This is a genomic window from Aristophania sp. ESL1100 (genome assembly GCF_058511235.1).
Genome location: NZ_CP196394.1, coordinates 1,057,821 through 1,082,462 on the forward strand (window position 1 = coordinate 1,057,821; position 24,642 = coordinate 1,082,462).

General features: G+C 49.5%; 23 protein-coding genes and 1 pseudogene. 8 read left to right on the top strand and 16 right to left on the bottom strand.

Going from position 1 to position 24,642, the window contains the following annotated elements; all coding sequences use genetic code 11:
• Positions 1-58: 58 nt before the first annotated feature.
• A complete protein-coding gene (purB, locus tag ACSYSY_RS05100) occupies positions 59-1,393 on the bottom strand; it encodes an adenylosuccinate lyase (protein ID WP_491706511.1) in 1,335 nt (444 codons plus the stop codon).
• Between the two features lie 210 nt (positions 1,394-1,603).
• Here purB and ACSYSY_RS05105 point away from each other — a divergent pair, with 210 nt between their 5' ends.
• Both ACSYSY_RS05105 and ACSYSY_RS05110 read left to right on the top strand, forming a co-directional pair.
• Positions 1,604-2,194 (top strand): YjbE family putative metal transport protein, encoded by a 591-nt coding sequence (locus ACSYSY_RS05105; protein ID WP_491706512.1) that lies wholly within the window; start codon positions 1,604-1,606, stop codon positions 2,192-2,194.
• A gap of 9 nt (positions 2,195-2,203) precedes the next feature.
• The gene (locus ACSYSY_RS05110) at positions 2,204-4,075 is read left to right on the top strand and encodes a lytic transglycosylase domain-containing protein (protein ID WP_491706513.1); all 1,872 of its coding nucleotides are present in this window, start codon (positions 2,204-2,206) and stop codon (positions 4,073-4,075) included.
• Positions 4,076-4,132: 57 nt separating this feature from the next.
• On the opposite strand, the gene ACSYSY_RS05115 is transcribed toward ACSYSY_RS05110, so the two are convergent.
• The 12 genes and pseudogenes from ACSYSY_RS05115 to ACSYSY_RS05170 all read right to left on the bottom strand — a co-directional run bounded on the left by ACSYSY_RS05115 (position 4,133) and on the right by ACSYSY_RS05170 (position 17,314).
• On the bottom strand, positions 4,133-4,540 hold the full coding sequence (locus ACSYSY_RS05115; protein WP_491706514.1) for a hypothetical protein: 408 nt from the start codon (positions 4,538-4,540) through the stop codon (positions 4,133-4,135).
• A 137-nt stretch (positions 4,541-4,677) separates the two neighbouring features.
• Positions 4,678-5,139, bottom strand: a complete 462-nt coding sequence (locus ACSYSY_RS05120; protein ID WP_491706515.1) for a type II toxin-antitoxin system RatA family toxin — start codon at positions 5,137-5,139, stop codon at positions 4,678-4,680.
• Position 5,140: 1 nt separating this feature from the next.
• Positions 5,141-6,112 carry a lipoyl synthase gene (lipA, locus tag ACSYSY_RS05125; RefSeq protein ID WP_491706516.1) on the bottom strand — a complete coding sequence of 324 codons (972 nt, stop codon included), beginning with the start codon at positions 6,110-6,112 and terminating at the stop codon, positions 5,141-5,143.
• Positions 6,113-7,519 (bottom strand): dihydrolipoyl dehydrogenase, encoded by a 1,407-nt coding sequence (gene lpdA, locus ACSYSY_RS05130; protein WP_491706517.1) that lies wholly within the window; start codon positions 7,517-7,519, stop codon positions 6,113-6,115. It abuts the gene before it with no gap.
• A 3-nt stretch (positions 7,520-7,522) separates the two neighbouring features.
• Positions 7,523-8,749, bottom strand: a complete 1,227-nt coding sequence (locus tag ACSYSY_RS05135; RefSeq protein ID WP_491706518.1) for a pyruvate dehydrogenase complex dihydrolipoamide acetyltransferase — start codon at positions 8,747-8,749, stop codon at positions 7,523-7,525.
• Positions 8,750-8,754: 5 nt separating this feature from the next.
• Positions 8,755-10,110: a pyruvate dehydrogenase complex E1 component subunit beta gene (locus ACSYSY_RS05140; RefSeq protein WP_491706519.1), complete on the bottom strand. Its 1,356-nt coding sequence runs from the start codon at positions 10,108-10,110 to the stop codon at positions 8,755-8,757.
• 4 nt (positions 10,111-10,114) lie between these two features.
• Positions 10,115-11,095 carry a pyruvate dehydrogenase (acetyl-transferring) E1 component subunit alpha gene (gene pdhA / locus ACSYSY_RS05145; RefSeq protein ID WP_491706520.1) on the bottom strand — a complete coding sequence of 327 codons (981 nt, stop codon included), beginning with the start codon at positions 11,093-11,095 and terminating at the stop codon, positions 10,115-10,117.
• Positions 11,096-11,242: 147 nt separating this feature from the next.
• Complete coding sequence (gene trpC, locus ACSYSY_RS05150; protein ID WP_491708225.1) at positions 11,243-12,034, bottom strand: indole-3-glycerol phosphate synthase TrpC; 792 nt, start codon at positions 12,032-12,034, stop codon at positions 11,243-11,245.
• Between the two features lie 213 nt (positions 12,035-12,247).
• Positions 12,248-13,336 carry an anthranilate phosphoribosyltransferase gene (gene trpD / locus ACSYSY_RS05155; protein WP_491708226.1) on the bottom strand — a complete coding sequence of 363 codons (1,089 nt, stop codon included), beginning with the start codon at positions 13,334-13,336 and terminating at the stop codon, positions 12,248-12,250.
• A pseudogene (locus tag ACSYSY_RS05160) lies at positions 13,331-13,894 on the bottom strand (anthranilate synthase component II); the annotation flags it as partial. The gene trpD and the pseudogene ACSYSY_RS05160, both read right to left, overlap by 6 nt.
• Entirely contained in the window at positions 13,878-15,371 is a 1,494-nt protein-coding gene (gene trpE, locus ACSYSY_RS05165; RefSeq protein WP_491706521.1) for an anthranilate synthase component I, read from the bottom strand. The pseudogene ACSYSY_RS05160 and the gene trpE, both read right to left, overlap by 17 nt.
• Positions 15,371-17,314 (bottom strand): peptidylprolyl isomerase, encoded by a 1,944-nt coding sequence (locus tag ACSYSY_RS05170; protein WP_491706522.1) that lies wholly within the window; start codon positions 17,312-17,314, stop codon positions 15,371-15,373. The genes trpE and ACSYSY_RS05170 overlap by 1 nt, the downstream gene beginning before the upstream one ends.
• A gap of 146 nt (positions 17,315-17,460) precedes the next feature.
• Between ACSYSY_RS05170 and tpiA the strand changes: the two genes are divergently transcribed.
• From tpiA to kdsA, 4 genes are all read left to right on the top strand, one after another.
• Positions 17,461-18,231 carry a triose-phosphate isomerase gene (tpiA, locus tag ACSYSY_RS05175; RefSeq protein ID WP_491706523.1) on the top strand — a complete coding sequence of 257 codons (771 nt, stop codon included), beginning with the start codon at positions 17,461-17,463 and terminating at the stop codon, positions 18,229-18,231.
• A gap of 30 nt (positions 18,232-18,261) precedes the next feature.
• Positions 18,262-18,627: a preprotein translocase subunit SecG gene (gene secG, locus ACSYSY_RS05180; RefSeq protein ID WP_491706524.1), complete on the top strand. Its 366-nt coding sequence runs from the start codon at positions 18,262-18,264 to the stop codon at positions 18,625-18,627.
• Between the two features lie 65 nt (positions 18,628-18,692).
• A complete protein-coding gene (gene pyrG / locus ACSYSY_RS05185; RefSeq protein ID WP_491706525.1) occupies positions 18,693-20,351 on the top strand; it encodes a CTP synthase in 1,659 nt (552 codons plus the stop codon).
• Positions 20,348-21,175 (top strand): 3-deoxy-8-phosphooctulonate synthase, encoded by an 828-nt coding sequence (gene kdsA, locus ACSYSY_RS05190; protein WP_491706526.1) that lies wholly within the window; start codon positions 20,348-20,350, stop codon positions 21,173-21,175. The genes pyrG and kdsA overlap by 4 nt, the downstream gene beginning before the upstream one ends.
• Positions 21,176-21,179: 4 nt before the next feature.
• Here kdsA and ACSYSY_RS05195 read toward each other — a convergent pair whose 3' ends face one another.
• Complete coding sequence (locus ACSYSY_RS05195) at positions 21,180-21,662, bottom strand: DUF3429 family protein (protein ID WP_491706527.1); 483 nt, start codon at positions 21,660-21,662, stop codon at positions 21,180-21,182.
• A gap of 112 nt (positions 21,663-21,774) precedes the next feature.
• Here ACSYSY_RS05195 and eno point away from each other — a divergent pair, with 112 nt between their 5' ends.
• Entirely contained in the window at positions 21,775-23,052 is a 1,278-nt protein-coding gene (gene eno, locus ACSYSY_RS05200) for a phosphopyruvate hydratase (RefSeq protein WP_491706528.1), read from the top strand.
• A gap of 104 nt (positions 23,053-23,156) precedes the next feature.
• Positions 23,157-23,486, top strand: a complete 330-nt coding sequence (locus ACSYSY_RS05205) for an FtsB family cell division protein (protein WP_491706529.1) — start codon at positions 23,157-23,159, stop codon at positions 23,484-23,486.
• Between the two features lie 62 nt (positions 23,487-23,548).
• Here ACSYSY_RS05205 and rpmG read toward each other — a convergent pair whose 3' ends face one another.
• Together rpmG and ACSYSY_RS05215 are read right to left on the bottom strand one after the other, a co-directional pair.
• A complete protein-coding gene (rpmG, locus tag ACSYSY_RS05210) occupies positions 23,549-23,716 on the bottom strand; it encodes a 50S ribosomal protein L33 (protein ID WP_489805887.1) in 168 nt (55 codons plus the stop codon).
• Positions 23,717-23,849: 133 nt separating this feature from the next.
• Positions 23,850-24,548 carry a hypothetical protein gene (locus ACSYSY_RS05215; protein ID WP_491706530.1) on the bottom strand — a complete coding sequence of 233 codons (699 nt, stop codon included), beginning with the start codon at positions 24,546-24,548 and terminating at the stop codon, positions 23,850-23,852.
• Between the last annotated feature and the right edge of the window lie 94 nt (positions 24,549-24,642).

Consider the following 24,642-nt stretch of genomic DNA (forward strand, 5'->3'; position numbering starts at 1 on the left):
TTCCAAAAAGGGAGACCAAAGAAGAACTCTGACCTCCTTTTTAAGATTAGTGTAAGTTTTAGTCGGCAAAAACCCGGTCAAAAATCATGTCCACTGCCTTCAGGTGACGGGCTGGGTCAAGAGCATCATCAATAACAGCCTTATCAAGTTTACCTGAAACAAGCGGGTCAGATTCCAGGTTTTCCCTGAAAGTTCTGCCTTCAGGTGTATTCAGTTTCGTCCAGGTGGCCATGGCTGCTCTTTGGACGATAGAATAAGCTTCCTCACGTGAGTAACCGGCACGGGCAAGCGCCAACAATACTTCACCGGAGTGAACAACCCCACCGAGGCTTTCCACGTTAGCCAGCATCTGTTCAGGGTAAATCACCAGTTTTTCCATCATGGAAGCCAGGCGCATCAAGGCAAAGTCGAGAACGATCGTCCCGTCAGGGCAGATGTTACGCTCTACAGAAGAATGACTGATATCGCGCTCATGCCAGAGAGCCACATTTTCCAGAGCAGGAACAACGTAAGAACGCACAAGACGGGAAAGACCTGTCAGATTTTCAGACAGAACCGGGTTGCGCTTATGAGGCATTGCAGAGCTGCCTTTCTGCCCGGCATGGAAAAACTCTTCGGCTTCCCTTACTTCGGAACGCTGTAGATGACGCACTTCAACGGACAGTCTTTCAATACCACTGGCAATGACACCTAACGTGCAGAAAAACGCCGCATGACGGTCACGCGGAATCACCTGAGTGGACACATCTTCAACCTTCAGGCCAAGATGCTTTGCTACGTAGGATTCAATCGCTGGATCAATATGCGCATAAGTCCCGACAGCACCGGAAATCGCACAAATGGCAATTTCCTCACGAGCAGCAAGGAGCCTCTTCCGGTTACGTTTGAATTCCGCATAATGGCCCGCAAGCTTAAGGCCGAAACTTGTCGGTTCAGCATGGATCCCATGGCTACGCCCGATTGTAACGGTATTTTTATGCTCAAAAGCCCGTTTTTTAAGGGCAGCCAGAAGTTTATCCATATCTTCCAGCAGCAAATCAGCCGCTTGCGTCATTTGCACGGCGAGACAGGTATCAAGAACGTCTGAGGAGGTCATGCCCATATGGACAAAACGGCTTTCGGGACCAACTTTTTCGGCAAGCCAGGTCAGAAACGCAATGACATCATGCCGAGTCTCAGCTTCAATGGCATCAATACGTGCGATATCCTGCTCAGAGAAGGCGGCCATTGCCTTGTCACCTTTTTCTCTGATGACTTTAGCGGCTTCAACAGGAATCACCCCCTGTTCAGCCATTGCCTCGCAAGCCAGAGCTTCAATCTCGAACCAGATACGATAACGATTAATACCAGACCATATTGCCACCATCTGGGGACGAGAATAACGAGGGACCATAAGGCAGCTCCACTAAAAAACAAACTCTGGACAGTCATTAGCCAATCAAGGCCGTTCTGCCCAGACCCGGAAAGGATGAAAATCCGGGAATAAACAACCAGAAGCCCCTTGAACTGAACTCAAAACATGGGCCAGAATTAACACAAGGACACTTTGAGGCTTCTTTTTGTATATATAAGAGGTCTGTTTCTCATTGTGAGGGGTACGGATGTGACATTTCCGAATTTTGTAAACGCTCTTTCTGCGCTCCTGGCCGTTTTATTGATCGATTTCACACTTGCCGGCACCAATGTGACGATCATTGCGGTTTCAGTTGAGTCTCTACAGAAGCGCCAAAAATGGCTGGCTATTTTTGCCGGGACTGTATTTGGGGCAATTCTGCGCATCGCAATGGCCCTCGTTGCTTCTCAGCTTTTTCAGATTGAAGCCTTGAAACTGATCGGGGGCGGCCTTCTACTCTGGGTGTGTTGGCGCCTTTTCCTTCACATACGGACCCGCCAGGATGAAGGTGATATTGCCCGCCCGACCACAATAGGGGAAGCTATCCTGCAAATTATTATCGCTGACATAGCTTTAAGCTTTGATAATGTTCTGGCCGTGGCGGGAGCTGCGGATATGCACCCCCTCATTCTGACAGCCGGACTGCTGATCTCTGTTTTGATCATCGCACTTGCAGCCAATCTGGCCACATGGCTTTTTAAAAGCTTTTACTGGTTAAACTGGATCGGCCTATTTGTGGTTTTACTGGTGGGGCTTAAATTATGCGGCCAGGGTATTTATGACCTCTGGAAAACATTCTGAAGCTGGAAAATGAGACATTTGAATCCTCTTCTCACCATCATAAGTGCTATTGGAACAGGGCTTTTCCTCTCTTCATCATCCCTGCACGCCGAGCCTGTCTCTTATTCACCCAGACTTACAGAATGGCTTTTTCTGACAAGCCCTGAGGGAGCACATCTCCCCGCACAGCGTTATGCCGATTTTCTGAAAATGACGCCGCAATGGCCTCTTCGTACACGCATGACCTGGCGCTATGAAAAAGCACTCCAACAGGAAGCCGATCCCACAACATTAAAACAACTCTGCCCCCTTTTTCCACTAACACAATTGGTAACGTTACAGATCTGTTCCTCTTATCTTACCAATTCCAGCGAGCAAGCCCGTCTTTTATGGCGCAACGGGCTTGCTGATGCCGCAGATGAACGGAGCTTTCTTTCCTTTTACGGAAAAACACTCAGGCCGGATGATCAATGGGCACGTTATCAGACCTTGGAGAATAAAGGCCTGAAACAAGCGGCTTTCAGACAGATCAGTCGTTTATCAGCCTCAAAAGCAGCTTTGGCACGTGTGCGCTTTGCTCAAAGATTTGCCTTACCGACAGCTGATGAGCTTTTCGACTCTCAGCAGAGTATAACGCATGACGATACCCTCATAAGACTGCGCCTACATCTGTTACGGCAACAGAACAGACTTGAAGAAGGATACACTCTCTGGCAAGCGCAACAACCGCTTCAGGGGCCCCAGCCGGCTCAGACTGCGACAGAAATTCTGTCCTATGTCAGGCTTTTTCTTCGCTCTGGTCTGGATAATGACAATCAAAAAGCGCTTGATTTTCTTACATCACTCTCTCAACAGCCCCCCGGGTTTCAGCGGAATGATGCTTTATTTTTAAATGGGTATACACAGCTTTTCCGTTTCAATCATATACAGCAAGCCAAAGCTTTTTTCCGTACATTGTCTCAAGACAGCTCTTTGATTTACCGTGCTGAAGGGTTTTACTGGCTCGGGCGCTGTGCTGAAGCTGCAAACGAGGCTGAAGAGGCCCAATCCTGGTTTCGTCAGGCAGCCTCCTATCCGACTGTTTTTTATGGTCAAATGGCGCTTGCCCGACTCACTCAATCCCCTTTTCTGAATTACGCAAACAGGACACGACTTTTTAAAAGCAGCTTACAATCGCAACTTTCACATCTTCCTCGGCTGCAAGGCGGTCCTATTCCACGAACGGACCTTGTCGAGGCGATTCAGGCTCTTGCCGGAAATAATGATCTCACCAATGCGGCAATTTTTATAAGTTATCTCTATGTTCACACAAACGAATCATCGGCTCTTATCTCGGTAGCACAACTATCTTCCCAACTTAATTTTCCCAAAGGGGCTATTTTAAGTGCCCGCAAATTAGCCAGATCAGCTATTGCGCTTTATCCATTGGGCTATCCTCTTCCTTATGATCCGGCCGCACTTTCCAACATTCCGCCCTCTCTCCCCCCTTCTCTCGTTCCTGCCCTTATTCGTCAGGAAAGCAGTGGTGACCCGAATGCCATAAGCCCTTCTCCTGCTTATGGTTTAATGCAATTACGCCTGCCAACAGCACAGATGGTTGCGCGGAAACATCATTTGGAAACGGTAACGGCTAATACCTTACTTGACCCGCAGACAAATATAGTATTGGGCACTCAGTATTTATCGTCCATTATAGAGCGGTTTCAGGGCTCACTTCCCTACGCTCTGGCTGCTTATAATGCCGGACCGGCGCGTGTCGTTCCCATTGATGCAACGCCCCTTTCCACCGAAAATGACGATGATATTTTAAAATGGATTGTTCTTTTTCCCTTTAAGGAAACGCGAGGCTATATCGAAAATATTATGGGCGACATGGCCATTTATACATCAATCACACAATAAAAAACGGCCCCTGAAAGGACCGTTCTTTTATAGCCTGTAAAAATACAGCTGGTCTTATTAATGAGCAGCAGGAGCAGGCATTGCAGCTGGCATTACAGAAGCTGCTGGTGTCGTGGCTGCTGGTGCAGGAGCCGCTGGCGCCGCAGCGACAGGGGCAGCTGGTGCTTTTATAGCAGAAGGTGGTGCGACAGGCATCATAGCGTCACCTGTTTTCTTCTGAATTTCTTTTGCTTCTTTCTGAGGAACTGTAACAACAGCTGGAGGCGTCAGAACAGGTGTACGAGCTTTTTCCAAAGACATGGCATTCAATGCATCTGTCTTGGATACGGACTCATTGTTCTTCGCTGCTTTTTTACCAGCTTTGCTATGATGGGTAGCATGCTTGTGAGCTGTCGCGGCAAAAACCGGGGAAGATACGAGCATCAGACCAGCGGCAGCGAAAGCTGTAACAGATAATTTTTTCATTACTCAACTCCATTAATATTCACTTCAGGAGTGAACTCTCTTTTAGTCTAAAACGATCAGTCTCTTAAAACAATCATTTTAATTGAAATAATGATACACAAATTTGCCGCAAATCCCATTTAGTAATTATTAATTCCTCATCTGCCCAATGAGGAAGGTGGAAATTGTGGCGGACCATATATTTCACGGGCGCGACTGATAAAGGCTTTTACCATAAGACGAATGCCTTCATTGAAAACAATTCCTATAGCATTTCTTAACAAACGGGATCTGAATTCGAAATCTACATAAAAATCGACAACACACCCTCCTTCATGAGGCGTGAATGTCCAGATATTTTTGAGATATTTAAAAGGCCCTCTTTCGTAACGCACCAGAATTCTATTTGGCCGTTCCAATGTGACTCGACTTGTATAGGATTCCCTGAACGGGCCAAACCCGACACTCAAATCAGCGACAAGTTCTTCATCGGTTCTGGAGCGGACAACGGCCTTAATGCACCAGGGAAGAAACTCAGGATATTTTCCTACGTCCGCCACCAGATCAAAAAGCTGTTCAGGGCTATAAGCGATTAATCGTTGTTCAGCATGGGTCGGCATATCAGCTTATTTCTCCCAGACGACGCATACGTTCTTCTTTAAGCTGAGCAAAATCCCGATCAGCATGATAGGACGAACGGGTCATAGGCGAAGCACTGACCTGCAGAAACCCTTTCACACGGGCTGTTTTTGCATAATCTGCAAATTCATCAGGTGTCACAAAATGTTTAATCGCAGCATGTTTGACGCTCGGTTGAAGATATTGACCCAATGTCAGAAAATCCACATCCGCTACACGAAAGTCATCCATAACCTGCCCCACTTCAGCCTTTTCTTCGCCAAGCCCTAGCATTAATCCAGATTTTGTAAACAGATATGGATCAAGTCGTTTGGCATCACTTAAAAGACGAAGTGACTGAAAATAGCGCGCTCCCGGTCTTATTGACGGATACAGGCGGGGCACAGTCTCGATATTGTGATTAAAAACATCCGGTTTGGCAGCCACAACAATTTCCAACGCCCCATCTTTACGCAGAAAGTCAGGCGTTAGAATCTCTATTGTTGTCTCAGGCGCCTGCTCCCTGACGGCCTTGATAACGTCCGCAAAATGTCTTGCTCCACCGTCAGGCAGATCATCCCGATCAACTGAGGTGATGACCACGTGCCGCAACCCAAGTTTGGCGACAGCTTCGGCAACACGCCCGGGCTCTCCTGCGTCCAATGGAGCGGGAAGCCCCGTTGAAACATTGCAGAAAGCACAGGCACGTGTGCAAATTTCACCCATAATCATCATGGTTGCATGACGCTGGGACCAGCATTCGCCAATATTAGGGCAGGCAGCCTCTTCACAAACCGTCGCAAGCTTGTGCTCACGCATCAAAGCTCTGGTTTCATGATAGACGGGATGGTTAGGCGCCTTTACCCTTATCCACTCCGGCTTACGTGCAATCGGGTTATCCGGCCGATGCATCTTTTCAGGATGACGGACGGAACCACGATGATTCTGGTGATTAATAACAAGCCGTGTGGACATTTAAATGTGCAATGCGCCTTCGAAAGCCGCAAGAACAGCTTCATGCATGGTTTCTGAAATCGTCGGATGCGGGAACACAGTTTCACTCAGCTCTGCTTCTGTCAGTTCGCCTGTACGCGCAATAACGAAGCCCTGAATCATTTCTGTTACTTCAGCCCCGATCATATGGGCTCCGAGCAATTCTCCCGTTGTCGCATCGAACACGACTTTTGTCATGCCTTCCGGCTCACCCATGGCAACGGCTTTTCCGTTCGCAAGGAAGGGGAAACGCCCAACCTTGACCGTTTTACCAAGTGCTTTCGCCTTTTCCTCGCTCAGACCGACAGAAGCAATCTGGGGACGTGAATACGTACAGCCGGGGATGGAAAGTGTATGAAGCGGTTCCGGCGAACGACCGGAAATCTTTTCAACACAGATGACAGCTTCGTGGCTGGCTTTGTGGGCAAGCCATGGCGCACCGGCAACATCGCCGATTGCGTAGAGACCAGGCTCATCAGTGCGGCAGAATTCGTCGGTTATAATATGGGTACGGTCAATTTTAACACGCGTTTTTTCCAGACCGATATTTTCCACATTCCCGACGATGCCAACGGCGCAGATCACACGATCAACCGTAAGATCAAACGTCCCTTTCGGCGTTTCAATAACCGTTGAAACCTCGTCTTCTTTTTTCACAAGTGTTCCGACTTTTGCAGATGTCAGAATTTTTATCCCACGCTTTTCAAACGCTTTCTGCGCCTGGGCGCTGATTTCAGGGTCCTCGGCAATCAGAATACGGTCAGCGACTTCTGCAATTGTGACTTCGCTCCCCAGATCCCGATAGAATGAGGCGAACTCGATACCAATTGCACCCGAACCAATGACCAGAAGTCGTTTGGGGAATGTCGTCGGTGTCATCGCTTCTCTGGCACTCCAGATCAGCTTGCCGTCTGTTTCCAGCCCTGGAAGCTGACGAGCCCGGGCCCCGGTTGCCAGAATCACGTGTGGTGCACGGATAGACGCTATTTCCTGTCCGTCTTTTGTGACAGAGAGTTTATGAGCTTCGCCTTCCCGGCCTGAAAGAGAGGCGAAACCGTCAAAAGTGGTCACTTTCGCTTTTTTCAGAAGATGTGCCACCCCCTTACGCATACGGTCTGCAACACTACGCGAACGCGCTACAACTTTCTCAAGATCAAAAGAGGGATTCTCGGCAGAAAGGCCAAACTCTTTCAAATGATTCAGACTATGAAAAATATCTGCCGAACGCAGAAGAGCCTTTGTAGGGATACACCCCCAGTTCAGACACACTCCGCCCATATGCGTGCTTTCCACCAGGGCGACATTCATTCCCAACTGACTGGCCCTCAGAGCCGCAACATACCCACCGGGGCCGCCACCAACAACAATAAGATCGAATAAATCGGACATATATCAAAGCACCAACGCGTAAGGGTTCTGAACAATCTCTTTAAGGGTTTTAAGCCACTGAGCTCCCAAAGCTCCATCAACAGCCCGATGGTCAACTGAAAGAGTGACCGTCATCACTGTCGCGGCTGTAATCTGGTCATGGCGCACGACAGCGCGTTTTTCACCCGCTGCAATCGCCAGAATAGCAGCCTGTGGCGGGTTTATAATAGCGGCAAAATCACGCACGCCAAACATTCCCATATTGGAAATGGAGAACGTTCCCCCCTGGAATTCTTCAGGAGCCAGTTTATTGGCACGTGCTCTGGCGGCAAGATCTTTAGCTTCCCGGCTGATCTGCTTTAATGACTTTTTATCGGCCTGGCGGATAATGGGCGTAATCAAACCATCAGGAATAGAAACGGCCATGGAAATATCAATATCTTCAAAATGAAGCATTTCCGTTTCTGTATATTGCACGTTCAGCCCGGGCTGTTTTCTCAAGGCAAGAGCGACAGCCTTGATCATCAGATCATTGACTGAAAGCTTGATATCTTCATCAGCCAGAGAGGCATTCAACTTGCTTCTCAAGGCAAGTAAGGCATCAAGTTCTATATCTGTAGAGACATAGAAATGAGGAACCTGGGTTTTTGATTCCGTCAGGCGACGTGCAATCACTTTGCGCATCGTGGAATGTTTAACCCGTTCAACAGACCCGCTCTCCACTGCAGAACTGACAGGAACCGTTTTCTGCTGCGACAAGGCTGCCTCAATATCACGCTTTACAATCCGCCCATTGGGACCGGATCCCTTGATCCCTTCGAGAGACAGATTCTGCTCTTTGGCAATCCGCCTTGCCAGAGGAGACACGAACAGGCGTTTTTCAGTGTTCCTGGAAACCGGGGCAGCAGAAGCGACAGAACTCTTTTTCGCTGTTTCAGCTTTTGGAGGCTCGGCCGGTTGTGTTCCTGCTGAAGCAGCGGGCTTTTCAGCGCTTTCAGGAACAGCTTCTCCCTCTTCAACCAGAATGGCAATCGGTGTGTTGACAGCAACATCGCTTGTGCCTTCCGGCACGAGAATCCGCCCCAGAATGCCTTCATCGACGGCTTCAACTTCCATGGTCGCTTTATCAGTCTCGATCTCGGCAAGGACCTCGCCAGACTTGACCAGTTCACCTTCTTTCTTGAGCCAGCGTGCCAGTGTGCCAACCTTCATGGTGGGGGATAAAGCCGGCATTAAAATAGAAATTGCCATCGATTTTATCCTCCAAACTGCTTGCGGACGGCATCAACAATCCATTCCGGTTTAGGCAGAGCCAATGCCTCCAGATTTGCGGCATAAGGAAGGGGGATATCCAACCCACAAACCCGCACAGGAGGGGCATCAAGCCAGTCAAATGCTTCTTCAGAAGCGATGGTGCAGATTTCAGACCCGATCCCCGAAACCGGCCAGCCCTCTTCTACTGAAACGATATGATTTGTTTTGCGCACACTGGCAAGAATGGTCTCTTTATCCAGAGGTCGGACGGAGCGAAGATTTATGACTTCCGCCTCAATCCCTTCTTTGGCAAGCATTTCAGCCGCATCCAGAGCAACACCAACCATGATGGAGAAAGCAACAAGCGTTACGTCCTTGCCTTCGCGCTCTATTTTGGCTTTCCCGATCGGAAGGACAAAATCCTCACTGACAGGAGCCTCAAATTTCTGCCCGTAGAGAATTTCATTCTCAAGAACAACGACTGGGTTAGGGTCGCGAATAGCCGCTTTCAACAGCCCTTTCGCATCCGCTGCAGACCAGGGAGCGACCACTTTCAGCCCTGGCACATGGGCATACCAGCTGGCAAAACATTGTGAATGTTGCGCACCCACACGGGCTGCCGCCCCATTTGGACCACGGAATACGATAGGACATGAAACCTGCCCACCCGACATATACCGGGTCTTGGCAGCTGAATTGATGATGTGATCTATCGCCTGAAGGGCAAAATTCATTGTCATGAATTCAACGATCGGCTTCAATCCCGTTAACGCAGCGCCAACAGCCATCCCTGTGAAGCCATGCTCACTGATCGGCATATCGATGACACGCTTTTCGCCAAATTCATCGAGCAATCCCTGGCTGACTTTATAAGCCCCCTGATATTCCGCAACCTCTTCACCCATCAGGAAGACGTCCGGATCCCGGCGCAGCTCTTCAGCCATGGCATCACGTAAGGCCTCGCGAACCGTCATTTCCCGGGTCTCGCCCCATTCCGGTTCCTGCTGCTGGACCGTTCTGGCTGGATGCTGCACGGGCGCTGCCCCGGAAGAGGAGGAAGAAGCATTTGTTTTGGAAGGCTGAACGGATACCTCGGAAGCCTCAGGAACGGTTTCACCTTCTTCCACCAGAATGGCGATTGGCGTATTTACAGCAATTTCAGACGCCCCATCAGCAACAAGAATACGGCCTAAAATACCGTCTTCAATAGCTTCAAGCTCCATCGTTGCTTTATCAGTTTCAATCTCAGCGATGACTTCGCCGGCAGTCACTGAGTCACCTTCTTTTTTAAGCCAACGGGCTAATGTACCTTCTGTCATGGTCGGGGACAGGGCCGGCATCATAATTGTCACTGCCATTGGATCAGTCCTCCACCAGAATATCTGTCCATAGTTCTTTTTCGTCAGGTAACGGACTTTCCTGGGCAAAGTCTGCTGAATCCTGCGCGATTTCTTTTACTTCTTTATCAAGACGCTTAAAGGAATCTTCCGTATAACCTTCCTTCAGCATCTCCGCTTTCAACATTTCAATAGGGTCATGATGGGCGCGCATTTCGTCCACTTCAGAACGTGGGCGATATTTTGCCGGATCGGACATGGAATGACCTCTATAACGATAGGTTTCCATTTCCAGCAAAAATGGCCCTTTCCCGGAGCGACAATGGTCCATAGCCATCTTTGCCGCCTTATAAACGGCTTCAACGTTCATTCCGTCGACCTTCAGGCCGGGGATACCCCACGGAGCACCATTTTGTGAGAAATCCTTGGAGGCCGAGGCTCTCGCGACCGAGGTCCCCATTCCGTAACGATTATTTTCAATAATATAAAGGCATGGCAATTTCAGCAGAGCTGCGAGGTTGAAACTCTCATAAACCTGCCCCTGATTAGCGGCACCATCGCCAAAATAAACGATCGAAACAGAATCCTCATCCCGATATTTACTTGCAAAAGCAAGGCCGGTGCCTATGGAGACCTGTGCGCCGACAATCCCGTGCCCCCCGTAAAATTCCTTTTCACGAGAGAACATATGCATGGAACCGCCCTTCCCATGCGAGTAACCACCGCTCCTGCCTGTGAGCTCTGCCATGACACCACGGGCTGTCATGCCTGCCACCAGCATCTGGCCATGGTCCCTATATGACGTAATAGACCGGTCACCTTTCTTCATGGCAAGGCCAATCCCAACCACAACGGCTTCCTGACCGATATAAAGATGGCAGAATCCACCAATCAGCCCCATTCCATAAAGCTGGCCCGCTTTTTCCTCAAACCGCCTTATGAGAAGCATATCTCTCAGGGCCTGTTCTTTCTGCTCAGAGGTTAAAACTGAACTTTCTTGTGCCATTGGTGTTTTATTCTCCAGAGTCACAGCCCCTCCTCAGGGGTCATCAAACATTACCTTTACCAACCGTACACCTGAAAGTCAGGATTTGTTACGATCCAAAAAGCAATTATCGTATCTTATTTTCTCTTCTGGCTCATCAATCTGCCTTCAAAGGCCCAGAAGCTTCTTCGCCGCTAAACCGGGATCTTCCTCTTTTAACAGAGATTCCCCAACCAGTACGGCCGTTGTCCCAACTTCACCGAGCTTTTCGAGATCTGCATGGGTTTTAATGCCGCTCTCTGAAACAACCAGCCGATCTGGTGGAACCATGGGGGCCAGCTTCAGTGTCGTTTGGATATCGGTTTCCAGCGTTTTGAGATTACGGTTATTGATCCCTATCAGGAAACAATCATAGGCTAATGCCCGGTTTAATTCTTCTTCATTATGAACTTCTATCAGCACGTCCATTCCCAGACCACGCGCCAGAGAAACGAGTTCAGCTGCCTGATTTTCAGGTAAAATGGCCATAATCAGGAGAACGCAATCCGCCCCGGCAAGGCGACTCTCATAAATCTGCCAGGGATCAAGAATGAAATCCTTCCTTAATACAGGCAGGCTACAGGCCGCTTTAACCTTCGCGATATCCTCAATGGAGCCGTGGAAACATGACCCTTCTGTTAAAACAGAAATACAGGTTGCCCCCGCCTCTTCATAAGAATGAGCAATGGCTGCGGGGTCATATTCCGGGCGCAGAATACCCGCTGAGGGAGACGCTTTTTTAACTTCGGCAATCAGCCCGACCTTTCTGTCAGCCGTCACATGCTGCAAGGCCTGAACAAATCTTCTTGTCGGAGTGGTCATTTCCCGCGTTTTGGCCGCAATATCCTTCAGCGGATACATCTGGGAACGCTGCTCCACATCCAGACGGATACGGGCGCAAATCCGTTCGAGAATGTCCATTCCCTTGGATGGATCATCAGCATTATTCGCACTATTGGGCGGAGAAGACTCACCCTCCTGCTGAATCGCATCAGAGGAACTCTCTTCTGAACGACCCATAGGTCCGGAAGAAGTTCCATTGCCATCCAGTGGAGCAAAAGTGACTGGAGCGTGGCGCATTAAAAAAATCATACTCATTCCGATTTTAAAATTCCATATACCAATACCAGTCTCTCAGGTAACTGGCAAAAAAGATTTCCGGGCCCGTTCAAGTGACTGCAACGCCCATCCCTCATCGAGGGACTGAGCCGCCAGTTTAATATTGGCTTTCAAACCTTCCGGTGAAATACCCTTTTCATCAAGAACTGACCCTTTGCCGGCGATATGAAGAGCAATAGCGGCATTAAAGAGCACTGTGTCTCTGTAACAGCCTGTTTCGCCCTCAAAAAGTGCTTTCATACGTTGCGCATTACTTTCCGCCCCACCCCCGCGTAAAAGATGCACCGGCATCCGGGGTAATCCGGCCATTTCAGGCGTCAGCGTCAAAGACGTGAGTTTATCATTTTCCCAGATGACGACATCGGTCGGCCCCGCCAGCGTAATCTCGTCAATACCGCCCTCATCTGTCCTTCCATGAACAGCCCAGATATGAGTGCCCCCCAGAGCTCCCAGGACCTGGGCAATCGGTTCACACCATTGGGCGTCAAACACACCAACAAGCTGCCGTTTCACCTGCGCAGGATTGCACAAGGGACCCAACAGATTGAATAAGGTGCGAAAGCCAAGTGCTTTACGGACTGGCAATGCAAACTTCATAGAGGGATGATGGTGGGGGGCGGCAAGAAAGGCGATGCCATCTTCCTGAAGACGTTTTTCCTGCCTTGGTACATTCCCATCTGACGGAATCCCCAAAGCCTCCAGAACATCTGTCGCTCCGGAAAGCGACGATAATGCCCTGTTTCCATGCTTGGCCACTGGCACACCCAGCCCCGCCAGAACAAAAGAAACAGCCGTGGAAACATTGAGAGTCCCCAGCCCGTCTCCGCCCGTGCCACAGACATCAATCGTATTTTCAGGGACATGTTCCAGTTTGCGCATCTGGCGCCTGACAGCTTTCACGGCACCAAGAAGTTCTTCCTGTGTTTCACCCTTCATATAAAGAGCGGTCAGGAAAGAAGCGAGCTGAGTTTCAGGCACCAGTCCTTTCATGATCTCTTCAAAAGCGGCTTCAGATTCCTCAGCGGTAAGAGGCTGACCCGAGATAACCTGCTTTAACCCGTGAGAGAAACTTCCTTTTTGCCCTCCGCCTCTTATCCCGGCGATTGAAAGGAAATTAGCCAGAAGATCACGCCCGGCAGAGGAGGCAATGCTTTCCGGGTGAAACTGAACGCCGTGCACAGGGTATTCCTTATGGCGCACCCCCATAATAACCCCATCATCGGAGTGAGCATTCACTTCGAGGCAATCTGGAATGGTCGCAGGATCAAGCGTCAGACTATGATACCTGACCATTTTCAACGCCTGAGGCAGGTTTCGGAAAACACCTGTATTATTATGGCTTACGGCACTGATCTTGCCATGCATGGGCACAGGGGCCCGCACAACTTTAGCACCAAAAACCTGACCAATCGCCTGATGCCCAAGGCACACGCCCAGGATTGGCACAATGCCTGCCGCTCTTTTAATAAGCTCACAACATATTCCCGCCTGATCCGGAGCGCAGGGACCGGGAGAGATGACAATAGCCTCCGGCTTCAAAGCCAGGGCCTCATCAACCGTCAGAGCATCATTGCGGCGCACATCACACTCAACACCCAGAGCTCCAAAGTGATGCACAAGATTAAACGTAAAGCTATCGTAGTTATCAATGAGTAGAATCACTGATGTCCCCCGCAGAATGAGATGGCTGCGAAACTGAATGAAAAGATTTTATATCCATATCCTGACCATAAACAGCCTGATGCATGGCAAGGTCAGCCGCTCTGAAAAGAGCCCGTGCTTTCGCTCTCGTCTCCTGATATTCAGCCTCCGGATCTGAATCGGCCACAACACCACACCCGGCCTGCACATACATTTTTCCGTCTTTCAGAAGCGCCATGCGCAAACCGATACATGTATTCATACTGCCATCTGCGCAGAAATAGCCTACACACCCGGCATAAGGGCCGCGGCGCGTTGGTTCCAGCTCGTCAATAATTTCCATCGCGCGAATCTTGGGCGCACCTGTCAGCGTTCCGGCAGGGAAAGCAGCTGAGAGCACATCCAGCACGGTGGCGTCCGACCGAACCCGCCCTGTCACAGTCGAGGAAATATGCATGACGTGACTATAACGCTCGACAGTAAATTGTTCCGGCACTTTGACCGTCCCCAATTGAGACACGCGCCCCACATCATTACGCCCGAGATCAATCAGCATGAGATGTTCTGCCAGCTCTTTCTGATCGGCCAATAATTCCTTTTCAAGGTCTTCATCTTCCTGGCGGGTCGCACCACGAGGCCTCGTGCCGGCAAGAGGGCGAACCGTTACGTCACCATCCTGCAAACGCACCAATATTTCAGGCGAGGACCCCACCAGTGAATAAACCCCAAGTTCCATCAAAAACAGAAATGGTGCCGGATTTACGCGACGCAAGCTTCGATAAAGCGCCAGAGAAGAAAGAGGAAATTCTTTCTCAAAACGCTGACTCGGCACAATCTGGAAAGCATCTCCTGCCGCAATATAATCTTTGGCCTGTTTTACCTTCTGCAGAAAAGTCTCATGCGTCATATTGGAGCGCGGCTCATCAAGCTTGAGAGAATCCGGCTTTTCTTCTTTCTCAACCGGCAAAGGACCTGACAATATCTGACGCGCTTTTTCAATCAGGGCTTCAGCATTTTGTCGTGTTTCTGTTCCACGGACGGGTACAGCAATCACCATTTCGTCTTTAACTGTATCAAAAACGACAAACAGGCGCGGCCTGACCATGATCGCCTCTGGCAGATCGAGATCATTGCGAGGTGCTTGAGGAAGATGCTCCATATGGCGCACCATGTCATAACCCAGCACCCCAAACACCCCCCCAATCATAGGAGGCATTCCCTCAGGAAGGGATAACTGACTTTCCTCAATCAAGGCTTTCAGAGAGGCCATCGGCCCCTCTTCCTGCACGGTGCCATCACGCGTTGCAACACCGTCCTTACAGGTCCAGACCGTGTCAGACATGAGGGCAATAATGGAATAACGCCCTCTGACTGCACCCCCTTCAATGCTTTCAAAAAAGAGCCGATAGGGACTTTCATCAAACTGACGAAGCTTCATGAAGGCCGAAAGAGGCGTTTGCAAATCAGCGGCAGCCGAAAAATACACAATCTCAGACATTATTGACCACGCCCAACGACAGCCAGAATACGCTGCAAGGATGCCTCACTGACCTGATGGAAACGGGTATCATCCATCTTTCCTGGAGGAACCTTCTTCGTATATGCCGTCCCGACAAGCTCTGAGAGATCCTCTTGCAGACCTTCTCCAAATTGTTGCGAAAGCTGTTTCTGTAGCCCTACATAAACAGTCTGTGGCGGTAATTGCTCTTTCTTGAAGTGAACCAGCCAGAAGGAAGAACCATTTTCTAGCATGGCAATCTCACCCTGTTTCATACGTCCCACCGCCTGAACAATCAGGGCCGGGATGCCGGCAGGCGGCTGATCTACAGAGAAATGAACATCATGGGTGAAATGTAATTTCTGCTCATTTCCGGCAACGCTTTCCAGTGATTTGGCTGCTTTTGCTTTCTGATAAAGATCCGTTGCCAGGATATTGGCTGCCCGTTTCTTCTGCTCTTCCTGCCAGGCAATCAGAAGCTGCGTATGAGCTTCATCAAGAGTTTTTTTGCGTCCAGGAACAATCTTATCCACAAGAACCGCAAAAGCACTCCCATCCGGTAAAGCGATGGAATGAGGCAACTCCCCTTCTTTCTGGGCAAAGATCTGCTTTACAATCGCCTTTTTCAGATCATCACTTCCTGGAAGTGGGGCCTTTGTTCCCCCTTGTGTCAGACCTTGAGCGTCAAGACTTCCTTCGGCAGGGATGGCACCGATATTATCGGGAATTTTATCCAGTGTTGTTGATTCAGCAATAGCTTCCTCAAAATTCTTGAAACGTGCTTTCAGAGTTACATTTGCCTCGTTTTTACGCACCTCATCCCTGATTTTGTCGCGCGCCTCTTCAAACGTCACGTGACGCGGAGGCACTATCTTCACGACGTGAATCAGACTCCAGCCGGCATCTGTCTTTACAGCAGACGCAATGTCATCCTCTTTTGCCGCAAAGGCCGCTTTAGCCAGGACAGGATCAGGAAAATCACTCTCACGTGCCTCTTCAAGACTTGCCCCGATCGCCTCTGGATAACGTTTCTGAATAGCAGCCCAGTCTTTTAAGGAGCGCCAGACAGGAGCCGCTTTTCGTGCGTCGTCCTGTGTTTTAAATGCCAGCACTTCAACAGTCCGTGTTTCGGGCATATTATAATCACGAGTTCTGGATTCATAGATTCTACGCAGAACATCGTCAGGAACCTCAAGTGTACGGGAAACACTCTCTGGCGTCAGAGCAACGATACGGGCATGACGAAATTCCGGCTCGGCAAATAAATCACGGTGATTGTCGAAAAACCGTTTTAACTCTTTTTCATCAACTTTACTGACAGCAGGCTGCTGATCAAAGGGGACCTCAGCAATATCGGCCACTCTTATTTTTGAAAAATAGGTCGCCAGCTGGTCAATTTCCTTTTCAGGCAGTTTTGAGGCAGCTCCGAACCCAAGCATTGTCGCCTGTGAGTTCAATATCTGACGGGTCTGATTGATCAGAAAAGCGTGATCCAGGCCATTACGACTCAGAATATCTTCCATTTTTGCGGAATCAAACTGACCATTTTGCCCTTTAAATTCAGGCATATCATGAACGGCCTGTAACACCGTCGAGTCAGCAATCCTTATGCCATTCCGCTTTGCAGCGAGCTCTGCCTCTTTTGCCGTAATAAGATTGTGCAGGGCTGTAAAACTGATCTTGTCCTGAGCCACTTTCCCCTGCATCTGATCAGGAGAAATGCCGGCCTGCTGCAAAAATACAACCTGCTGATTAATAGCGCGCGCCAGCTCCTGGGGGGAGATTTTCAGGTCACCAACACGGGCAATCTGATCTTCACCTCCTCCAAAATCACCCATACTGACAAAGGTCCCCCCGAAACCGATAAAGGCCAGAAAGACGATAAAAGCCGCTGCACGGCCAAACCAGGTATCAACCAGAAAATGTCGTAATATAGTGATCATGGAGGCACTACGTCTCTTTATCAAAGTCAGGATGGTGAAAAGAATGAATCTTTGCTAATTTGCCCTAACATACCGTTCATGCGCTAATTTTACTAGCATGCCACCGACTTTAGGGCCTTTTGTAAAAGATTTTTAAGGAATTTACTGTGGAAATCTCGCCAAAATTTGTCATTGGGAACTGGAAAATGCTTTCCCAACACGCTCATGCCCTCGAATTGGCGTCAGAATTGGCTGAGTATTGTTCCGGCCATGATCATCCGGACGTCCAGACAGTAATCTGCCCGACTTTCACGCAACTTGTCAGTGTTGAACAGATTCTTAAAAATAAGGGCCTCTCTCCTTTCCAGCTTGCCCTGGGCGCACAGGATTGCCACCCGGCTGCGGGAGGCGCGTATACAGGTGATATTTCAGCACCCACACTTGCCGAAATTGGCGTACGCTACGTAATTCTGGGCCATTCTGAACGCCGCCAGAAACACAATGAAACAAGTCCGTTCATCTGTGAAAAAGTCATTGCGGCACGCGATTCGAACCTGATTCCCGTCGTCTGCATCGGCGAAACTCTTGAAGAAAAACAAAAAGGCCGCACAACCGAAATCCTGGAAGAGCAGATTGCACGCTCACTTCCGGAAAAGTTTGATGGGATCATTGCTTATGAGCCTATCTGGGCTATCGGCACCGGTATCACCCCGACCATGGAAGACCTCCAGGACAATATTTCCTCAATCCGTAGATTGTTGGAAAAACACCAACCTGAGACGGCCTCAAAAATGCCGGTTCTCTATGGCGGCTCTGTCAAACCTGACCAATCTGCAGAAATTTTTGCCATTAAGGGGGTGGATGGTGTACTTGTCGGCGGAGCAAGCCTCAAGGCACAGGATTTTATTAAAATCATTCAATCTGCTCCTCAGGGATAACTCTTTTTTGTTTTCAGGAACTTCCAACTTATGACGACGTTATTGCTGGTTCTCAACACTCTGGTTGCTCTCGCCCTGATCGGGGTGATTCTCATTCAACGCAGCGAAGGCGGTGGCCTTGGAATCGGTGGCAGTCAGGGAATGGGGTCTTTCATGACAGGACGCGGCACAGCCAACCTTCTGACACGGGCGACTGCTGTTCTTGCGGGAATCTTCATGGTTCTCTGTCTTGTTCTTGACGTTATGAACAAGGGTGCCTCAGGCGGAGCGAAAGAACATGACATTCTGGCACAACCCGCTCAGCAGACCGCACCACAAACAACATCGCAGCCAGCAACACAGACAACAACGCAGACACCGGGCAAAACGCCTGATGCTTCTAAAAAGACAAAATAATAAATGAGTTTCAGAGCGGAAGCCCCCTTCCGCTCCTGTAGCCTTTCAGTGTAAGGAGGACCCCCATGACACGCTTCGTATTTATTACTGGTGGGGTTGTTTCCTCACTCGGCAAGGGGATTGCCTCAGCCGCTCTGGCGGCCCTCCTTCAGGCTCGTGGCCACAAGGTCCGCCTTCGTAAACTAGACCCTTATCTCAACGTCGATCCCGGCACGATGAGTCCCTATCAACACGGGGAAGTCTTCATCACAGATGATGGTGCTGAAACAGATCTTGATCTCGGTCATTATGAACGATTCACCGGCGTTCACGCCCGCAAATCTGATAATGCAACAACAGGTCGTATTTATTCAGACGTCATTGCCCGCGAAAGACGGGGCGATTATCTTGGCGCGACGGTTCAGGTCATTCCCCACATTACTGACGCCATCAAGGAAGTCGTCGTTAATGGAACAGACGATTATGATTTCGTCCTCGTGGAAATTGGCGGGACAGTCGGCGACATTGAAAGTCTGCCATTTCTTGAAGCAATAAGACAGTTGCGCAATGACCTGGGTCACGAACACACCATGTGTGTTCACCTTACCTTATTGCCCTATATCCCTTCGGCCGGGGAACTTAAGACAAAACCGACCCAGCACTCCGTCAAAGAACTGCAGAATGTTGGCATACAGCCTCAAATGCTTCTTTGCCGTTCCGATCGCGCCATTCCCCAGACTGAACGCCAGAAAATTGCGAATTTCTGCAATGTCCGCCCTGAAGCCGTTATTGCGGCTCTGGACGTTGATACAATTTATGCCTGCCCGATTGCTTATCACCAGCAGGGAATGGACCGCGAAGTCCTGCGTTATTTCGGACTTCCTTACGAAACTGCCCCTGATCTTTCCAAATGGGAAAAGATTGTCCAGACAATCCGTCATCCCCAGAAAGAGGTCAGAATCGCGATCGTCGGGAAATATACAGCCCTGCTTGACAGCTATAAATCACTCGCTGAGGCGCTTCTTCACGGCGGGATCGCCAATAATGCCCGTGTCAGCATGCAGTGGATTGATGCTGAAACACTAGAAAAGCCAGATCAGATAGACGCAGCGCTGCAAAATGCGGATGGTATTCTGGTGCCAGGAGGCTTCGGAGAACGTGGCGCTGAAGGCAAGATCAACGCAATCCGATATGCCCGTGAGCATAAGATTCCATTTTTAGGGATTTGCTTTGGCATGCAGATGGCGGTCATTGAATGTGCCCGTTCACTTGCTGGCCTGCCAAAAGCGTCTTCAACAGAGTTTGGCCCCACAGACGAACCATTGGTCGGGCTGATGACTGAGTGGGCTCGTGGCACTGAGTTGCTGCGCCGCCGTGAAGGGGATGACCTCGGCGGCACGATGCGACTGGGCGCCTATAAGGCAAAACTGCTTGCTGGTTCACGTGCGGCAGAAATTTACGGCTGTACTGAAATCAAGGAACGCCACCGTCATCGCTGGGAAGTGAATCTGCATTATAAAGATAAGCTTGAGGCGACAGGACTGGTGTTCTCAGGCATGTCACCAGATGGCATCTTGCCTGAAGTGATCGAATATCCGGATCATCCCTGGTTTATGGGTGTGCAGTACCACCCGGAACTGCTTTCCAAGCCTTTTGAACCTCATCCTCTTTTTGCAGGTCTTATTGGCGCGGCTGTCAAACAACATGAACAGACCCGATCAATAAAACACACCTCAAAGTCATGAGTTTACGGATTCAGTCCCTCACTATCGGACAGGACAAGCCCTTTACACTCATCGCGGGCCCCTGTCAGATAGAATCGCGCCAACATGCCCTTGAAATGGCTGACGCGCTAAAGGCTGTATGTTCAGAGCTGGCAATCGGGCTGATTTATAAAAGCAGCTTTGACAAGGCAAATCGCAGCTCGGTCAATGCAGCCCGTGGCGTTGGCATGAAAGAGGGACTGGATATTCTGGGCGAGGTGAAAGAACGCTTCGCCCTGCCCGTTCTCACAGATGTTCACCTTCCTGAACAATGCGCGCCTGTTGCCGAGATCGTTGATGTTTTGCAGATTCCTGCCTTTTTATGCCGTCAGACAGACCTGCTCCTTGCCGCTGGAAAAACAGGCCGGGCGATCAATGTCAAAAAAGGCCAGTTTCTTGCGCCCGAAGACATGAATAATGTCGTCGCCAAGCTGAAATCCGTCGGTAATGACCGGATTATGCTCTGCGATCGCGGGACCAGTTTCGGGTATCATACGCTCATTAACGACATGCGCGGTATCCCCATCATGGCACGCACTGGTTGCCCTGTTGTTTTTGACGCAACGCATTCTGTTCAGCAACCAGGCGGTTTAGGGGCGGCAACGGGCGGCCAAAGGGAATTTGTTGAACCTCTCGCCCGTGCTGCTATCGCCATTGGGGTTGCAGCTCTTTTTATAGAGACCCATCAGGACCCTGACCATGCCCCCAGTGACGGGCCGACTATGCTCCCCCTCAAAGAAGTTAAAGGTCTTCTGACAAAATTGAAGGCTCTTGATTCTCTTGTAAAAGACGCTTCATTTTCCTGACGTCTCAATTATGACCATGCGGGGCGATCATGGCCAGAACAAGCCCCGCACACGCTAAAAATGTAAAGCCGGTTTTCACCAGATAGAAATTAACCGGGATAACACCGCGCAGGCGCCAATAACGTTCAAGCGTATAAATTACGCCAAACCCTACCAGTTCGCAGCCATAACCAACTGAGATTTTTGCCAGCAACCCCAGACTGAGCGAAAACCAGGACCATAGAAGCGCCCCCATTCCCACCAACAGGCGCTGACGGTCGGTCTGGTCTTTTCCATGAGGAAGAATAATAGGTGGCAACTGCCCAAGCCGCCCCCAGTGATAGGCCCCCTGGCAAGCGATAAGACATCCCCCCAGCGTGAGAAGAATAATGGCGAAATTGGGAAGAGACTCAACAAGCCCTGCCAGAAAGAGCCATCCCCCCATCATGAACATAAGAAGGCCGGATAAAAGAAAAATTATAGAAACAAGGAACGGAAAAGGCTTCACATTCATTAACCTTAAGCTATGCTGGGGTGGTTGAAATAAACATATAATGGGAAGAGACGCTATCCATTTTAAATGATTTATCCTCTTCTCTAAATCTATAAGGAGACCTCCTTTGAGTGCCATTGTCGATATTACAGGACGCGAGATTCTTGACAGTCGTGGCAATCCGACCGTTGAAGTCGATGTTGAACTGGCCTCTGGCGTTATAGCACGCGCCGCTGTTCCATCCGGCGCTTCGACAGGAGCCCATGAAGCTGTTGAACTCCGCGATGGAGATAAATCACGCTACCATGGCAAAGGTGTCCTCAACGCTGTAAAAGCCGTTAATACTGAAATCGCTGAAGCCCTTCTGGGAATGGAATCCGAAGAGCAGATCGCCATTGACCAGGCCATGATTGACCTTGATGGCACTCCCAATAAAGGCCGCCTTGGCGCCAATGCTCTGCTCGGTGTTTCACTGGCCGTTGCCCGTGCTACGGCTGAAGAGCTGGAATTACCCCTTTATCGTTATGTCGGCGGCACTTTTGCTCACACCCTGCCCGTTCCCATGATGAACATCATCAATGGCGGTGAACATGCTGATAATGCCATTGATTTTCAGGAATTCATGATCCAGCCCGTAGGTGCCTCTTCTATCGCAGAGGCCATCCGGATGGGGTCTGAAATTTTTGCCTGCCTGAAAAAAGACCTCCATAAGGCTGGATTAAATACCAATGTTGGTGATGAAGGTGGGTTTGCCCCCAATCTTCGTTCAGCCGAAGAAGGTTTGAATTATATTTCCAAAGCTGTGCAGGACGCAGGCTATAAATTGGGTGAAGACATCGTTTTCGCGCTCGATTGTGCTTCAACCGAATTTTATAAAAATGGTCAATACGTTCTGGCAGGCGAAGGAAAAAGCTTTGATTCCGCAGGAATGGTTTCCTACCTCGAAGAACTGACAAAAGCCTTCCCCATCGTTTCCATTGAAGATGGTCTCGCTGAAGATGACTGGGCAGGCTGGAGTGAACTGACAAAGCGCCTCGGCAACCGCATTCAGCTGGTCGGTGATGACCTGTTTGTCACAAACCCTACCCGCCTGGCACGAGGCATCAAGGAACATGTCGCCAACGCGTTATTGGTGAAAGTAAACCAGATCGGCACTCTGACTGAAACACTCCGCGCCGTTGAGATGGCCCATAAAGCCGGATATCATTGTGTCATGAGCCATCGCTCCGGTGAAACAGAGGACAGCACCATCGCTGATCTGGCCGTTGCTGTGAATTGTGGGCAGATCAAAACAGGTTCCCTTTCTCGTTCGGACCGTATGGCAAAATATAATCAGTTAATCCGCATTGAGCAGCAGCTGGGCACAAGCGCAGAATATGCAGGACGTTCCATCCTGAAGTCCTAATTCTTTCTTCAAAATTGACTTAAAAAAGCCTCTTTTGAAAAGAAGGGGCTTTTTTTTATTGGTTCCTGGACTTAGAATGTGGCCGAGAATGGAGCAATGTCATTATGAAGATAGCCTTATTTATTAAAAGAGCTTTGAAAGCCATTCTTCCACCGGCTCTCTTCCTTGTTATGACAGGCTATTTTATGTGGAATGCCCTCCACGGGGAACATGGCATCCAAGCCTATCAGGAACAGCTGAAGCTTGAGCAACAGGCCGAGCTTGCCTTACAGGACGCCCATAAAGAGCAGGATATCTGGAAAAAACGTGTCATCGGGCTGGGTGAAAACGCTCTGGATAAGGATCTGCTCGATGAACGCAGCCGCGCTATGCTTAATATGAGCGAAAAGGGCGATATCGTGATCCCATATGGTGACAATAATCGTCTTTATTGAATTCTGACATAAAAAAAGCGGCTATAAATAGCCGCTTCCAGTCTTGTTATAAAAACAAGACCTTATTTGATTTTTGCTTCACGGAACAAAACGTGCTTACGGGCAACAGGATCGTATTTACGAAGTTCCAGCTTACCTGTCGCAGAACGGGCATTCTTTTTCGTAACGTAAAAATAACCTGTATCAGCCGAAGAAACGAGACGAATCTGAATAACATTTGTTTTGGCCATAATCACCCTCGGATTGCTGTAACATGATGGTAACCCGCCTGATGTCTGAAACAGCACGGTCCCTCTTTGGGGCGGAGAATGCTATTTTACATCGTTCAGGTCAAGTCTTACCTCAAAATAAAAGGCATATTTTTTACTTAAGATAAAAATTACTCAATATTTTTACCCAATCGTTCCGGCTTTTTCCATCAGATGGTTTCGCGGGCCCTGAAGGCTTATGCACTACAATGTTTTTGGGCCGCGGCTTATTATTGCTTTGCGTTTCTGCCGGCTCTGGAGGGACCATAGCTGTTGGAGAAGATGGATTATTCTGTGCATCATCACTCGACAGATCCTGCATCCGGGATTCATCACCGATGTCCCATGAAGGCGGTTTTTTTGCTTCCGCCTCTTTATCAGCAGCAATAACCTTCTGAGAACTGTCAGGGGTGCCACGTATGATGGTCACTGAGCCGTCTGGTGCCACCAGAGAGGTTGTTCCGTCTCCATTGGGGATAGCCACTGTATCGCGATTGGGGCCTTCCAGATAGGCTGGCGCATTATCCTTCACCTGAGATGGTAGGGGCGCCCCGATGGCTGAACTATCCCTTTTTACACCATTTCGCGTGGAAACCTCTTCCCCGATCGACAAGGAATCACCCTCATCGAAAGGTTGCTGCTTAAGATCAGCATCAAGCGTTTTCAATGAGCGCCGGAAAGTCTCATTAAAATGGCTATCTGGATTACTGACATCACGAAGTGTCGGCACAGGATCAGGCTGCCCAGGCCAGATATCCCCCTCTTCAGTCTGTATTGGACGAGTTACAACACTATCGCCACGAACGCGGCGCATAGTCTCACTCTCCCCTTTCGGGGCATTAGGATTATTAAAAGGCCAAAAAGTATCTTCCGTATGTTTAACGATACCAGAACAAGCACTTAATGTG

Coding starts and splice junctions, on each gene's coding strand:
- purB (WP_491706511.1), bottom strand. CDS start 1,393: ATGGTCCCTCGTTATTCTCGTCCCCAGATGGTGGCAATATGGTCTGGT.
- ACSYSY_RS05110 (WP_491706513.1), top strand. CDS start 2,204: ATGAGACATTTGAATCCTCTTCTCACCATCATAAGTGCTATTGGAACA.
- ACSYSY_RS05115 (WP_491706514.1), bottom strand. CDS start 4,540: ATGAAAAAATTATCTGTTACAGCTTTCGCTGCCGCTGGTCTGATGCTC.
- ACSYSY_RS05120 (WP_491706515.1), bottom strand. CDS start 5,139: ATGCCGACCCATGCTGAACAACGATTAATCGCTTATAGCCCTGAACAG.
- lipA (WP_491706516.1), bottom strand. CDS start 6,112: ATGTCCACACGGCTTGTTATTAATCACCAGAATCATCGTGGTTCCGTC.
- lpdA (WP_491706517.1), bottom strand. CDS start 7,519: ATGTCCGATTTATTCGATCTTATTGTTGTTGGTGGCGGCCCCGGTGGG.
- ACSYSY_RS05135 (WP_491706518.1), bottom strand. CDS start 8,749: ATGGCAATTTCTATTTTAATGCCGGCTTTATCCCCCACCATGAAGGTT.
- ACSYSY_RS05140 (WP_491706519.1), bottom strand. CDS start 10,110: ATGGCAGTGACAATTATGATGCCGGCCCTGTCCCCGACCATGACAGAA.
- pdhA (WP_491706520.1), bottom strand. CDS start 11,095: ATGGCACAAGAAAGTTCAGTTTTAACCTCTGAGCAGAAAGAACAGGCC.
- trpC (WP_491708225.1), bottom strand. CDS start 12,034: ATGGACATTCTCGAACGGATTTGCGCCCGTATCCGTCTGGATGTGGAG.
- trpE (WP_491706521.1), bottom strand. CDS start 15,371: ATGTCTGAGATTGTGTATTTTTCGGCTGCCGCTGATTTGCAAACGCCT.
- ACSYSY_RS05170 (WP_491706522.1), bottom strand. CDS start 17,314: ATGATCACTATATTACGACATTTTCTGGTTGATACCTGGTTTGGCCGT.
- secG (WP_491706524.1), top strand. CDS start 18,262: ATGACGACGTTATTGCTGGTTCTCAACACTCTGGTTGCTCTCGCCCTG.
- pyrG (WP_491706525.1), top strand. CDS start 18,693: ATGACACGCTTCGTATTTATTACTGGTGGGGTTGTTTCCTCACTCGGC.
- kdsA (WP_491706526.1), top strand. CDS start 20,348: ATGAGTTTACGGATTCAGTCCCTCACTATCGGACAGGACAAGCCCTTT.
- ACSYSY_RS05205 (WP_491706529.1), top strand. CDS start 23,157: ATGAAGATAGCCTTATTTATTAAAAGAGCTTTGAAAGCCATTCTTCCA.
- rpmG (WP_489805887.1), bottom strand. CDS start 23,716: ATGGCCAAAACAAATGTTATTCAGATTCGTCTCGTTTCTTCGGCTGAT.
- ACSYSY_RS05215 (WP_491706530.1), bottom strand. CDS start 24,548: ATGCGCCGCGTTCGTGGCGATAGTGTTGTAACTCGTCCAATACAGACT.